12 protein-coding genes and 1 rRNA gene are annotated in these 13,297 nt (G+C 66.9%); 4 read left to right on the top strand and 9 right to left on the bottom strand.

What is annotated here, in order from left to right; all coding sequences use genetic code 11:
* From ACWDXS_RS30785 to ACWDXS_RS30750, 8 genes are all read right to left on the bottom strand, one after another.
* Nucleotides 1-986: ribosomal RNA gene (locus ACWDXS_RS30785) — 16S ribosomal RNA — on the bottom strand; the annotation flags it as partial.
* A 547-nt stretch (nt 987-1,533) separates the two neighbouring features.
* Complete coding sequence (gene tyrS, locus ACWDXS_RS30780) at nt 1,534-2,820, bottom strand: tyrosine--tRNA ligase (protein ID WP_449971069.1); 1,287 nt, start codon at nt 2,818-2,820, stop codon at nt 1,534-1,536.
* Between the two features lie 28 nt (nt 2,821-2,848).
* Complete coding sequence (locus tag ACWDXS_RS30775) at nt 2,849-3,697, bottom strand: alpha/beta fold hydrolase (RefSeq protein ID WP_449971066.1); 849 nt, start codon at nt 3,695-3,697, stop codon at nt 2,849-2,851.
* Between the two features lie 185 nt (nt 3,698-3,882).
* The gene (locus tag ACWDXS_RS30770) at nt 3,883-4,308 is read right to left on the bottom strand and encodes a DoxX family protein (protein WP_378994284.1); all 426 of its coding nucleotides are present in this window, start codon (nt 4,306-4,308) and stop codon (nt 3,883-3,885) included.
* A gap of 108 nt (nt 4,309-4,416) precedes the next feature.
* A complete protein-coding gene (locus tag ACWDXS_RS30765; RefSeq protein WP_378994282.1) occupies nt 4,417-5,025 on the bottom strand; it encodes a DNA-3-methyladenine glycosylase in 609 nt (202 codons plus the stop codon).
* Between the two features lie 84 nt (nt 5,026-5,109).
* Nucleotides 5,110-6,255: a low temperature requirement protein A gene (locus ACWDXS_RS30760; RefSeq protein WP_449971062.1), complete on the bottom strand. Its 1,146-nt coding sequence runs from the start codon at nt 6,253-6,255 to the stop codon at nt 5,110-5,112.
* Between the two features lie 130 nt (nt 6,256-6,385).
* Nucleotides 6,386-7,276, bottom strand: coding sequence for an RNA polymerase sigma-70 factor (locus ACWDXS_RS30755; RefSeq protein ID WP_378994278.1), 891 nt, complete (start codon nt 7,274-7,276; stop codon nt 6,386-6,388).
* 78 nt (nt 7,277-7,354) lie between these two features.
* Nucleotides 7,355-8,533: an NAD(P)/FAD-dependent oxidoreductase gene (locus tag ACWDXS_RS30750; protein WP_449971059.1), complete on the bottom strand. Its 1,179-nt coding sequence runs from the start codon at nt 8,531-8,533 to the stop codon at nt 7,355-7,357.
* 187 nt (nt 8,534-8,720) lie between these two features.
* On the opposite strand from ACWDXS_RS30750, the gene ACWDXS_RS30745 reads away from it, so the two are divergent.
* The 4 genes from ACWDXS_RS30745 (at nt 8,721) to ACWDXS_RS30730 (ending at nt 12,464) form a co-directional block, all read left to right on the top strand.
* On the top strand, nt 8,721-10,235 hold the full coding sequence (locus ACWDXS_RS30745; protein WP_449971056.1) for a multicopper oxidase family protein: 1,515 nt from the start codon (nt 8,721-8,723) through the stop codon (nt 10,233-10,235).
* Nucleotides 10,236-10,307: 72 nt separating this feature from the next.
* On the top strand, nt 10,308-11,042 hold the full coding sequence (locus tag ACWDXS_RS30740) for an ABC transporter ATP-binding protein (RefSeq protein WP_449971053.1): 735 nt from the start codon (nt 10,308-10,310) through the stop codon (nt 11,040-11,042).
* Nucleotides 11,039-11,800, top strand: coding sequence for an ABC transporter permease (locus ACWDXS_RS30735; RefSeq protein WP_378994269.1), 762 nt, complete (start codon nt 11,039-11,041; stop codon nt 11,798-11,800). Before ACWDXS_RS30740 ends, ACWDXS_RS30735 begins: the two co-directional genes overlap by 4 nt.
* A gap of 28 nt (nt 11,801-11,828) precedes the next feature.
* The gene (locus ACWDXS_RS30730) at nt 11,829-12,464 is read left to right on the top strand and encodes a TetR/AcrR family transcriptional regulator (RefSeq protein ID WP_449971050.1); all 636 of its coding nucleotides are present in this window, start codon (nt 11,829-11,831) and stop codon (nt 12,462-12,464) included.
* 1 nt (nt 12,465) lies between these two features.
* On the opposite strand, the gene ACWDXS_RS30725 is transcribed toward ACWDXS_RS30730, so the two are convergent.
* Nucleotides 12,466-13,272: a class I SAM-dependent methyltransferase gene (locus tag ACWDXS_RS30725; protein WP_387448191.1), complete on the bottom strand. Its 807-nt coding sequence runs from the start codon at nt 13,270-13,272 to the stop codon at nt 12,466-12,468.
* Between the last annotated feature and the right edge of the window lie 25 nt (nt 13,273-13,297).

Raw genomic sequence — 13,297 nt, 5'->3', positions numbered from 1 at the left:
GCAGGTTTCCGGTGTATGTCAAACCCAGGTAAGGTTCTTCGCGTTGCATCGAATTAATCCACATGCTCCGCCGCTTGTGCGGGCCCCCGTCAATTCCTTTGAGTTTTAGCCTTGCGGCCGTACTCCCCAGGCGGGGTACTTAATGCGTTAGCTACGGCACGGATCCCGTGGAAGGAAACCCACACCTAGTACCCACCGTTTACGGCATGGACTACCAGGGTATCTAATCCTGTTTGCTACCCATGCTTTCGCTTCTCAGCGTCAGTTACTTCCCAGAGACCCGCCTTCGCCACCGGTGTTCCTCCTGATATCTGCGCATTTCACCGCTACACCAGGAATTCCAGTCTCCCCTGAAGTACTCTAGTCTGCCCGTATCCCCTGCAAGCTTAAGGTTGAGCCCCAAGTTTTCACAGAAGACGCGACAGACCGCCTACAAGCTCTTTACGCCCAGTAATTCCGGACAACGCTCGCACCCTACGTATTACCGCGGCTGCTGGCACGTAGTTGGCCGGTGCTTCTTCTACAGGTACCGTCACTTGCGCTTCGTCCCTGTCGAAAGGGGTTTACAACCCGAAGGCCGTCATCCCCCACGCGGCGTCGCTGCATCAGGCTTTCGCCCATTGTGCAATATTCCCCACTGCTGCCTCCCGTAGGAGTCTGGGCCGTGTCTCAGTCCCAGTGTGGCCGGTCACCCTCTCAGGTCGGCTACCCGTCGTCGCCTTGGTAGGCCGTTACCCCACCAACAAGCTGATAGGCCGCGGGCCCATCCTGTACCGATAAATCTTTCCACCCAAAGTCATGCAACCTTGGGTCATATCCGGTATTAGACCCAGTTTCCCAGGCTTATCCCGAAGTACAGGGCAGATCACCCACGTGTTACTCACCCGTTCGCCGCTCGTGTACCCCGAAGGGCCTTACCGCTCGACTTGCATGTGTTAAGCACGCCGCCAGCGTTCGTCCTGAGCCAGGATCAAACTCTCCGTTGAAGACTCTCGAAAACACCCGAAGGTGCAATCAAAATTATCTAACTAGAGTCCGAAAACCTAGCAAAGCCAAACACCAGCAAAAAAGTTTCGCTGTTGTTTTTCAATGTCCAACCTCCATGACCGGGGGGTACATGAAAGCTGGAACCAATATAAATATTGGCACTGACATTCATCGACACACTATTGAGTTCTCAAAGAACACACGCACAAACGGAATGACCGGATCGTTCCGGATCTTCCGAAGGGCAACTGTTCCAGCCTAACCTCACGTCCAGACGAAGTCAATCGTAAGCCTGGTCACAAGATCTTCAGCTCTGTCAGGCGTTTCCCCGTACTACCGCGTTTTCCCATGGCCCGCCAGCCTCTCGGGCTAGCGTCTCGGCTCCGGGTTGGTGTCCGTGTCGCTCTGACTTCCAATAAGTTACGCGCCGGATAACGCCGCGTCAAATCGCCTGGACAGCACCGGATCTCCGCAGGTCACGGCGGTGCGCTCAGCCCTTGCGCCGGCCTGAATCACACGCATGTGACTCAGGCCTCCGCAACGACGTCAGGCTATCCGATGCACGCCCGCCATGTTCTTCTTTCCGCGCCGCAGCACCAGCCACTCGCCGTGCAGGTAGTCGGCATCGGAGGGAGTCCAATCGAGGTCGCTCACCCGCTGGTTGTTCACCGACGCACCGCCTTCGTTGACCACCCGGCGGGCCGCGCCCTTGCTTTCGCACAGGCCGGACGCGACGAGCAGGTCGACGATCGTGTTCGGTTCACCCGGCACCACCTCGGCGACCTTGCCGTCGACCGCGGCTTCGCGCAACGCGGCGCCGAGCGTGGACAGCGGAAGTTCGCCGAGCTCACCGCGGCCGAACAGGGCATGGCTGGCCAGTTCCGCCGCGCGGGTCTCGGCCTCGCCGTGCACCAGCGTGGTCATCTCCGCGGCCAGGCGCTTCTGCGCCTCGCGGGCGAAGGGACGTTCCGCTGTCGCCTGCTCGAGTTCGTCGAGTTCTTCGCGGCTCAGGAAGGTGAACCAGCGCAGGTAGCGAACAACATCGGCGTCGGCGGTGTTCACGAAGTACTGGTACCAGGCGTAGGGGCTGGTCAGTTCGGGGTCGAGCCACAGGCTGCCGCCACCGGTGGACTTGCCGAACTTCTTGCCGTCGGCCGAGGTCACCAGCGGCACGGTGAGCGCGTGCACATGCGCGCCGTCGACGCGCCGGTTCAGTTCGACGCCGGCGATGATGTTGCCCCACTGATCGGAGCCACCGACCTGCAGCGTGCAACCGTGCTCGCGCCGCAGCTGCAGGTAGTCGTTGGCCTGCAGCAGCATGTAGCTGAACTCGGTGTAGGAGATGCCGTCGCCTTCGAGCCGCCGTTTGACGGTGTCGCGGGCGAGCATCACGTTCACCGAGAAGTGCTTGCCGACATCGCGCAGGAAGTCGATGGTCGACAGCGGGCCGGTCCAGTCCATGTTGTTCACGATGACAGCACCGGTCGGCGACTCGTCGAGGTCGACGAACCGCTCGAGCTGGCCCCGGATGCGCTGTGCCCACTCGGCGACGGTGTCGGTCGAGTTCATGATGCGTTCGCCCACATCACGTGGGTCGCCGATCATGCCGGTCGCGCCGCCGGCGAGCACGATCGGCCGATGCCCGGCCAGCTGGAAGCGCTTGAGCGCGAGCAGCGGGACGAGGTGGCCGGCGTGCAGGCTGGCGGCGGTCGGGTCGAAGCCGGCATAGAGCGTCAGGGGCGCGGTGGCCGCGGCAGCGCGCAGCTCGTCCAGGTCGGTGGACTGCGCGATCAGGCCGCGCCAGGTCAGTTCGTCGAAGATGTCGCCGGTCACGCTGACCCATCTTTCCGCATGCGGTTCGTCAGTCGCGTGCGCGGGTGAGCCAGGCGAGCAGATCGGCTTCGACCTCGTCGCGGTTGGTTTCGTTGAGGACTTCGTGGCGGGCGTCCGCGTAGACCCGGTAGGTGAGGTCGGCAAGGCCCGCGTCGCGGTAGCGCTGGACGAGCAGGTCGGACAGGCGGAGCTTGTTGTTGAGCGGGTCCTTGTCGCCGACCATCACGTAGATGGGCAGGTCGGCGCGCACGGTACTCGGATCGGACAGCCGCGTCTGGGCGTTGCCCGCGAGCAGGCCCATGTTGGCGTCGTCGATGGCGAAACCGCACCAGGGGTCGGCGTTGTAGGCGTCGACCTGGGCTTCGTCGCGACTGATCCAGTCGGCGTCGGTGCGGGTGGGCTGGAACTCCGCGTTGAAGAAGCCGATCAGGTCACCACCGGCGGCCGCGATCTCGCCGAACAGGCCGTCGACCGCGGTCGTGCCGCTCAGCACCACCTCGTCGACGAGGCCGGAATGGTCGAGCAGGTACTGCTGCACGGCGAAGGAGCCGAGGCTGTGGCCGATCAGGGTGACGGGCAGCCCGGGGTGACGTTCGCGCAGGATCTCGGTGAGCGCGACCTCGTCGGCGACGAGCAGGTTCCAGCCGTCGGGGCCCAGGTCACCCGCTACGGCACCCATGCTGAGCCCGTGCCCGCGGTGGTCGTCGGCATAGACGGCGAACCCGAGACCGGCCAGTCGTTCGGCGAGGTGGCTGTAGCGGTCGGAATGTTCGCCCATGCCGTGCGCGATCTGCACGACCCCGCGCGGCTCGGTCTCGGTGGGGAGCCAGCTCCGCACGTGGATCGTGGTGCCGTCACTACTGGGGAAAGTGAACACGGGCGCTCCTGCTCGTACGGTCTTCTCGACGTGGTTCTCGATCGTCGCACCTGCGAGGGATTCGCCCTATTGGGTTCGGCGACGAAATCGGGAGCACGAGATCAGCTCCGTCACCGAACTCTCGGCACGCCGACAATCGCCGGAACCTCACGGCTCCGGCGATTGTCAGCGTGTCGAGTGGTGGCTCATCGCACCAGCGCGGTGATGGTGGCGCGGCGTTCGTAGGCGATCCAGGCGAAGATCGCGGCCAGCACCAGTGGGAAGATCCCCATCGCGGGCTTGTCGGCGATGAAGGCCTGCGTCGCCGCGGCGAGCACCGTGAGCACGGACAGACCGGCGGCGGCCAGGCCGGACAGGCGCGGCACCATCAGGCCGATTCCGCCCGCCACCTCGACGACTCCGATGAAGATCAGCAGCCCGATCGGGATGGTCAGGTTCTCGGGGGCGTTGTCCATCAACGTGTTCGGGATGACGAGCTTCGGGCCGCCGGAGGCGATGACGAAGAACAGGCCGAGCACGATCTGCAGGGTCCACAGGACGCGGTTGCGGATCTTGCCGGGGCGGTAGCCGGCGGCGTCGGAGAGGTTCGCGGAGGGGGTCGCAGTGGTCATGGTCTCGTCCTTCGAGTCGGTCGCGCCGGGTTGGTAGCGCGTTCAACAGATAGGACGGACCGTCGCCGGAAAACTCATCGCTGTCGGCGAAGTCTGTCGAAATCGTCGCTAGGGCATCGGCGCGCGTGGGCTGCGCCGATAGACCGAGACGGCGGGCGAGGCCGGTAGCCAGAACCGCCACGGGATCTCGGCGGCCACGCTGACACCCACTCGGGGACCGGTGGCGATATCGGACTGCGGCACCGGTGGTTCCAGTGCGAGGCGCAGCGCGGAGAACGGGTCGAACAGCTCGGTTCCGTAGTCGGACATGCTGATGCCGAGCGCGCTGCCGACATTGCCCGGCCCCCGCGCCAGATCGGCGTCCGTGCGGGCGGCGGGCCTGCGTTCGCGGGCGAGGTCGATGCCCTCGACTACTTCCGCCGCGCGCACGAGCACCGCACCTGCCTCACCGTCGTAGCCACCGGTCACGTTGACACAGAGATGAATTCCGTACGAGCGGTAGACGTAGAGCCGCCCGGCCGGGCCGAACATCACCGCGTTGCGGGCCGTCGGCCCCGGCCAGGAGTGTGCGGCCGGATCGGGCCACGGTCCGTCGGGGTTGCTGCCGTAGGCCTCGACTTCCACGATGCGCAGCGCCACCGGTCCCGACCACAGGATCGCGCCGAGCAACCTGCGGGCGGCGGTAGGGGGATCGACGGCCAGTTCCTGGGCGGACACGACCGCCATTGTCGCCCAGTCGGGCACCCACGCGCGGCATTCCGTTGCCGCGCGTGGCCGAAGGTACGCCGACGCGATCGGTACTCAGGCGTAGGCGCTGTGCTGCCCGGCGCGCAGGATGCGCCGATCGTCGACGATCACCACCGCGTAGGCGACCGCTACCAGGGCGGCGAGTTGGCCCCAGGCGAGCCAATACACCCCGATCGGCGTGGTGGCGGCGACGGCGAGGGCGCCGAGCAGCCTGCCGCGGGCACCGGACAGACCGAGCGCGGTCCGGAACCAGGACTGTCCGGCGAAGTAGAGGGCGACGCCGCCGGACAACGCGCCCGCGGCGGCCCAGCTCACCGGTTCGCCGCCGTGCGCGATGCTGAGCGCGATCCCTGCCGACGTGAGGATGACACCGACCAGGAGCGGATAGAGCGCATAGTCGTAGGCGACGAGCGCAGGCCGCACCCGTTCTAGGTCGGGTCGTTCGCCCAGCGCGTGCTCGCCGCGTTCGTCGTCGAAACCGAAGTAGGCCCACCACAGCACGTACGCCAGCGCCAGCCCCAACGCGACCATGGCCAGCAGCGCGACGGTGATCGGTTCGCCTGCCAGCCCGACACCGAGGGCGACGATCGATTCGCCGAGCGCGACGATCACCACCAGCCCGTGCCGCTCGCAGAAGTGCGAGACGCGCACCCGGAACCCGGCGGTGTCGACGAGGTAGGGGCTGAGGATCTGTACTGCGAAAGCCCCTGCCCAGAGCATGTATTGCAGTGGCGGGTGGGTGAAGCCGCCCGCCACGACCAGGGTGGCCGATACCGCGTTGAGTGGCCCGATCCGGCGGATCGCCAGGACGGCCGACGCCCCGCCCGCCGAGGCGAACATCGCGGTGTGGATCGCGGTCACCAGCAGGTAGCCGATGCCGAAGGCGACACCGGTGCCGTGGAAGGCGTCGGGCACGGCGAGCGCGAGCATGAAGAACGCCGACATCCCGACCAGCAACCAGGTCCGGCGCGAGGACGAGCTCGGCGCGACCTCGTTGGTCAGCCAGACGTACCCGCTGTACATCCACCAGATCACGCCGAACATCAGCGAGACCTGCAGAACTGCTTCCCATCCCGGATGGTGCACGAACACGTGGGTGAGCTGGGTGATCGTGAAAACGAAGACCAGGTCGAAGAACAGTTCCAGGGTCGAGGCCCTGACCTGGCCACCTTCGGCCCGGTCGTTGAGATTGCTTGACACGGCAGAATGGTAGGGCCAGTGACCGGTTCGCGCGAACCCAGCGCGGGACGAGGTTTCACCCCTGATGCAGGAGGGGTTCTCGGCCGGGACGAGCTCGTCCCGGCGCGACAAACGGTCAGCGAGGGGTTGCTCAGCCGAGCAGGTCGGTGCCGCGGTACAGCCCGGCCAGCTTGCCGGGGTTGACCTGGAAGCGCAGATTCTGGATGTGTCCGTCGACGAGGTCGAAAGTGAAGGCGGCGCCGGGGTTTCCGGCGAAGGAGGCCAGGGTGCCGAGCTCACCGTTGATGCCGGTCGCGGTGAGTTCGAAACCCGCGGACGACGGTTTGGCGAGGACGCCCAGGATCCAGCGGGCGACGTGGTCGGGTCCGTGCAGGGGGCGACGGGCGGCGGTGACCACGCCGCCGCCGTCGGACCAGCACGTGACATCGGGGGCGAGCAGGTCCATCAGGGCATTGAGGTCGCCGCCTGCGCAGGCGGCCATGAACTGTGCGGTGACCTGGGCGCGGGCGGCCTTGTCGGTATCGAATCGTGGACGTCGCGAGTGGACGTGGTTCTTCGCGCGGTGCGCGATCTGGCGCACGCTCGCCTCGGACCGTTCGAGGGCTTCGGCGATCTCGGCATGCGAGTAGCCGAACACTTCGCGCAGCAGGAACACCGCGCGTTCGACGGGGGTGAGGGTTTCCAGCACGACGAGCATGGCGGTGGAGACGGTGTCGGCCAATTCGGTGTCCTCGGCGATATCGGGCGATGTCAGGACCGGCTCGGGAAGCCAGGGGCCGACATAGCTTTCGCGGGTCGCGCGGGCGGAGGTGAGACGGTTCAGCGAGAGATTGGTGACCGTGCGGACCAGGTAGGCCTTGGGATGGGTGACCGCGGCGCGGTCGGTGTCGTTCCACTTGAGCCAGGTGTCCTGCAGGACGTCCTCGGCGTCGGTGACGGTACCGAGCATGCGGTAAGCGGTCGCGAACAGCAGGCGGCGGTGTTCGAGAAACGGATCCTGATCGGCCATACGATCTACCATGTCGCACGCTCCGTCACGGTGGCCAGTCGATCGGGCGCCGAGCAGGCTCGGCGCCCGATCGGCGACGGTGCAGGCTGTTCACGCGACGGCGCGAGTCACCTTGCCGCCCTTGGACAATTGCACGTTCATGGTCATCTTCTTACTGGCCTTGAACGTCGGAACGGGGCTGCTGCTGACCAGCTCCTTGTAGATGCGCGCGGCCCAGCCGGTGAGGTAGAGGCGGCGCGGGGTGTCGTCGGCGTTGGTGAACTGGATGACCGCGTCGCGGCGGCCCAGGCTGACCGGCTGGTGGAAGTACCCGAAGCGGAACGGCCGCACTGTCTTGCCGCGCAGTTCGGCGGCGATCAGGTCGGCGGTGTAGGCAGCGGTCGGCAGGCCGCTCTGACAGGTACCGTGCACCTGCCCCCACTCCTGGCGGACGGCGGCCGCGTCACCGATGGCGTGAATCATGGGGTGCGACAACGACTTCAGTGTCGGGTCCACGACGATGAGGCCACGCGCGTCGGTCTCGATCCCCGCCTCGGCGGCCAGCGGTGAGACCCGCACGCCGGTGGTCCACAGCGTGAGGTCGGCGCCGATCACCGTGCCGTCGGCGAGCTCGACCGCGTCGGGCTGCACCTTGGCGACGCGCACGCCGATGTCGCGGACGATGCCGAGCCGGTCCATCGCCTTGTTCAGGTGGGCGCGGGCTTTGCCGCCCATCATCGCGCCCGGCTCGCCCGAGCTGATCAGGGTGACGCGCAGACCGGGGTGGCTTTCCGCGATCTCGGTCGCGGCTTCGATACCGGTGAGTCCGCCACCGCACACGGCGACGCGGGCACCCTGCGCCGCGAGGGTGGCGAGCTTGCCCGCGAATTCGTGGGCGAGGCGCGGGTCGTCGAGGGTGAAGGCGTGGTCGGCGACGCCGGGCACCAGGGAGGTCTCGGCGGTGCTGCCGAGGGCGTAGATCAGCTCGTCGTAGGCGAGTTCGCCGATGCCGTCGACGTGGACGCGCCGCGCGGTGGGGTCGATCGCGGTGACCCAGCCCTGCACGAATTCGACGCCGGTGCCGTCGAGGATTTCCGGGATATCGTGGTGGGCGAGCTCCTGACCGGCGGCGATCTGGTGCATCCGCAGCCGCTCGGTGAAGCGGGCCGACGGATTGACCAGGGTGATCGCCACATCCAGTTTTCTGGTGCGCCGGGCCAGGCGGATCGCGGCCAGCATGCCGGTGTAGCCGGCCCCGAGGACGACGATGCGGTGCGTAGTGGTGGTCATTGCGGTACTCCTGTCGGTGGGATGTTCATGGGACAAAGCAGCTCGCAGGAACGTGACAACCCGGCGATGTGATCCAAGTCACATGGTCCTGACCTGCGGGAAACCCTGAAATCCGCGACCGGAAATCAGGGTCGCACCGGGGACGCACCCGGATGTGGCGCCGGGTTCGCGCCCCTACCGTCGACGCATGGCTTCTCCCCCACGCCGGCTACGCCGCATCCTGCTCGGCGCGTGCGCCCTCGCCGTCACCCTGGTCACCGCGATCGGCGCCGGGGTGGCGTGGACCTGGAGCTCCGCCGACATCTCGACGGTCGGCACCACGGAATTCACTCAGCCACTGCGCATCCCGCCGCTGGCGGATTCGACAGTCGACTCCACCGGAACACGGGTGTTCGCCCTCGATATGCGCACCGGGACAACCACATTCGAGCCCGGTCGCGCCACCGAGACGTGGGGCTTCAACGGCAGCTACCTCGGCCCCACCGTGCGCGCGGCCCGCGGCGAACGCGTGCGGGTCCAGGTGCGCAACCAGCTCCCCGAGGCATCGACAGTGCACTGGCACGGCATGCACCTGCCTGCCGCCATGGACGGCGGACCGCACCAGATGGTCGACTCCGGTGCGACATGGACACCGGAATGGACTGTGGATCAACCGGCTTCGACTCTCTGGTACCACCCGCACCCGCACGGCGCGACCGAGGACCATGTGCGCCGCGGCCTGGCGGGCCTGTTCCTGATCGATGACGCACCGAGTGCGGAACTGCCGCTGCCCAGCACCTACGGCGTGGACGACATCCCGGTGATCGTGCAGGACATGCGTCTGCGCGGTAGCCGCCTCGACAGCGCGCACGCGATCTTCCGGGACATCGGCTTCCTCGGCGACCGCACCATGGTCAACGGCACCCTGTCCCCCTATCGGGAAGTCGGGGACGAACTGGTGCGGCTGCGCCTGCTCAATGCCTCGACCGCGCGGATCTACACCTTCGCCTTCGACGACGCCCGCGCGTTCGCGATGATCGGTTCCGACGGCGGCCTGCTCGAACGCCCCACCACCCTCGATCACCTGCGACTCTCACCCGGCGAACGCGCGGAGATCGTGGTGCGGATGCGGCCCGGTGAGCGCACGGTGTTGCGCAGCGAGAAACTCGCGGCGGGTCTCGACTTCTGGTCGAACCGGTTCTCGGGCGGTGACGACACGTTCGATGTGCTCGAACTGCGCGCGGCGGCGACCTTGCGCCCCTCCGCTGGGTTACCGGAAACTCTTGTGCCGCTGTCGATTCCCGATGGGACCGACTCGGTCATGCAACGGCGCTTCGACCTGACCCTGGCCGGTATCAACGGCGAGCGCATGGACATGAGCCGCATCGACACCACGGTCACCCGGGGCACCACCGAGACCTGGGTCGTGCGCAACATCGACGGCATGCCGCACAACTTTCACGTCCACGATGTGCAGTTCCGGGTGCTCGAGTACGACGGTGGCCCACCCCCGCCCGAGCTGACCGGCGCCAAGGACACCATCTTCCTGCCACCGAATACGGCGACGACGCTGGCCCTACGGTTCGACGGGCCCGCCGATCCGACGACGCCGTACATGTATCACTGCCATCTGCTGTGGCACGAGGATGTCGGGATGATGGGCCAGTTCACCGTTGTCGAACCAGGTCAGCAGGCCGCGACACCTCCGGGACACGCCCACTGACCTTGCCACCTCGAAACCATCGCGCTAAATTCATCACGTAGTGAATTCAACACTCGATGAATTGAGGCGACCATGTCGCGCACCGCACCGCCACCGATCGCCGTCCGGGTCGCGGACCTGACCGTCAAACGCGGAAAACGCCCCGTCCTGCACGGCCTCACCCTGGATATCCCCCGCGGCTCGATCACCGGCCTGCTCGGACCGTCCGGTTGCGGGAAGACCACCCTGCTGCGCAGCATCGTGGGAACGCAGCTGGTGGAATCGGGCACCGTCACGGTGCTCGGCGAACCGGCGGGCAGCGCCGGGCTGCGCCGCCGGGTCGGTTACGTCACCCAGGCGCCGAGCATCTACGCCGACATCAGCGTCCGCGACAACGTGGCGTACTACGCCGCGCTCTACGGGCGCGACCGCGACGACACCGAATCCGCGCTCGTCGCAGTCGGTTTGGTCGATCACGCGGATCAGCTCGGCGACCAGCTCTCCGGTGGCCAGAAGACCAGGGCATCCCTGGCATGCGCGCTCGTGGGCAAGCCGGAACTCCTGGTACTCGACGAACCGACAGTCGGCCTCGATCCGGTGTTGCGCGTGGAACTGTGGAAGCAGTTCCGTGAATTGGCCGCGGCGGGAACGACTCTGCTCGTGTCGAGTCACGTGATGGACGAAGCCGAGCACTGCGACAAGCTGCTGCTGATGCGCGAGGGCAACCTGCTCGCCCAGCTCAGCCCCGACGAACTGCGCGAGCGCACCGACGAACAGAACCTCGAGGCCGCTTTCCTGACCCTGATCACGATGGGAGAGCACGCATGACCACCCTGCGCCCCTACACCGCCACGACCGCCCGGATCCTGCGACAACTGCGCAACGATCACCGCACCGTCGCCATGATCCTGGTGGTCCCCGCCCTGCTGATGACGCTGCTGTACTTCATCTACCAGGACGCACCGCGCCCGCCGCACGCCCCGCTGACGATGTTCGACCGGGTCGGCATCACGATGCTCGGGATCCTGCCGTTCATCGTGATGTTCCTGATCACCGCGATCGCGATGCAGCGCGAACGCACATCGGGAACCCTCGAACGACTGCTCACCACACCGCTGAGCAAGCTCGACCTGCTCGCCGGATACGGCAGCGCGTTCTCCCTCGCCGCCGCCGCGCAGGCCGCGGTCGCCTGCGTGGTCGCGTTCTGGCTGCTCGGACTGACCGCCGCGGGCAGCCCGGGCTGGGTCATGCTGATCGCGATGGTCGACGCGGTGTGCGGCGTCGGGCTCGGCCTGCTGGCGAGTGCGTTCGCGCGCACCGAATTCCAGGCCGTGCAGTTCATGCCGGTGATCGTCGCGCCACAGATCTTCCTGTGCGGGCTGCTGGTACCGCGCGACCGGCTGCCCGGCTGGCTCGAGGCGATCAGCAATGTGATGCCGTTGAGCTACGCGGTCGACGCGCTCCAGCAGGTGTCGGTTCACGCGGAGCCGACAGCTGCGATGTGGCGCGATATCGCCGTCGTCGCCGGGTTCGCACTGGTGGCACTGGGCCTCGCCGCGGCTACTCTGCGTCGACGCACCCCGTAGCGAACACGACCCGACGAGAGGATCCACGATGAGTGACGGCGAATCCGGTGCCGGCACAGCGAAATCCGGGCGCACCGGACGCAGGCCGGGCAACGCCGACACCAAGCTGGCGATCCTCGACGCGGCGCGGGTCCGGTTCGCCGGCGCCGGGTTCGACAAGACCTCGATCCGCGCGATCGCGGCCGATGCCGATGTCGACCCGGCGCTGGTGCACCACTACTTCGGCAACAAGCAGCAGCTGTTCGCCGCCGCCGTGGACTTCCCGGTCGACCCGGACACCACGCTCAGAGCCGTCGACGCCGCGCCGATCGCCGCGCTCGGCGCGACGATCGTGCGCGCGGTCGTCACCGTGTGGGACTCCCCCGCCGGACCCGGCATCGTGGCCATGGTCCGCAGCATCTTCGCGGGCGGCGATCAGAACCTCGCGCGCACGTTCCTGCTCCAGGTGGTGCTGGAACGGGTCCGGGTGCGCATCGCCACCGCCGACGACGACGGTCGCGCCAGGGTCTCGCTGGCGGCATCCCAGATGATCGGGGTCCTGACCGCCCGCAAGATCATCGCACTGGAACCGCTGGCCTCGATGCCGATCGATGCCGTGGTCGATGCCGTCGGCCCAGTCGTACAGCGCTACCTGACCGGTGAGATCGAGACCGGCAGTTGGTGATTCAGCGCGACCGCACCCGCACGATCGCCGGTGGCACATCGCGCAGCAACGGCAACGCGCCGAAGATCGGCAGGGTCGCGGCCAGCGGACCGTGCGAGGGACCGTAGGAGCTCACCGTCACCTCGCCGACCGCCGGACTCCACGACCGCAGCAGCGCCGCGATCTTGCTGCGCTCGATCCCCCACGGCATCGGCGGCGCCGTGTAGTCCGGCGTCGTGTGGAACCCGCGCACGGTCTTGCGGGAGAACCACGGCGGGATCGTGTCGAACATCAGCTCCACGCCGGGAAATCGTTCGAGAATCGCGGTGACCAGGCGGCGCACGTCGTCGGGCGCGAAGTACATCAACAGCCCCTGCGCCGTGATGAAGACACCGCGCTCGGGGTCGACGTGGTCGAGCCAGGTCAGATCCAGCGCACTGATCGGCAGGTACGCACACCTCGGCGTCGGCGGCAGGAATCGAGTGCGGATCTCGATCGCCTCGGGCACATCGACGCACAACCATCGCACCGCGCCGTCATCGCACCGCTGGAACTGGGTCTCGAGCCCGGCGGCCAGTTCCACCACGGTCCCGCCGGGATGCGCGGCCAGCCACGGCCGTAGTGCCTCATCGAAGCGGGCCGAACGTACAGCGTGGGTGCCGTCGGGCTCGCCGAAGGTCCGCGTGTAGTCGAAATCGATGGTGTCGTAGAGGCGTTCACAGTCCGGATCGGTCAGGACCGCGTCGGCGCGCTTGACCTCCGCACCACGGTTGTGCAGGGTCCACAGCATGGTCAGCGGAATGCCGCTCAATGCGACGTCATCAGCCATCGGACGCACTCTTTCCTGATCGGGT

It is taken from the genome of Nocardia sp. NPDC003183, from assembly GCF_053590715.1.
This window is presented reverse-complemented; position numbering and strand designations above follow the sequence as displayed.

Coding starts and splice junctions, on each gene's coding strand:
- ACWDXS_RS30745 (WP_449971056.1), top strand. CDS start 8,721: ATGGCTTCTCCCCCACGCCGGCTACGCCGCATCCTGCTCGGCGCGTGC.
- ACWDXS_RS30770 (WP_378994284.1), bottom strand. CDS start 4,308: ATGACCACTGCGACCCCCTCCGCGAACCTCTCCGACGCCGCCGGCTAC.
- ACWDXS_RS30750 (WP_449971059.1), bottom strand. CDS start 8,533: ATGACCACCACTACGCACCGCATCGTCGTCCTCGGGGCCGGCTACACC.
- ACWDXS_RS30755 (WP_378994278.1), bottom strand. CDS start 7,276: ATGGTAGATCGTATGGCCGATCAGGATCCGTTTCTCGAACACCGCCGC.
- ACWDXS_RS30735 (WP_378994269.1), top strand. CDS start 11,039: ATGACCACCCTGCGCCCCTACACCGCCACGACCGCCCGGATCCTGCGA.
- ACWDXS_RS30740 (WP_449971053.1), top strand. CDS start 10,308: ATGTCGCGCACCGCACCGCCACCGATCGCCGTCCGGGTCGCGGACCTG.
- ACWDXS_RS30730 (WP_449971050.1), top strand. CDS start 11,829: ATGAGTGACGGCGAATCCGGTGCCGGCACAGCGAAATCCGGGCGCACC.
- ACWDXS_RS30725 (WP_387448191.1), bottom strand. CDS start 13,272: ATGGCTGATGACGTCGCATTGAGCGGCATTCCGCTGACCATGCTGTGG.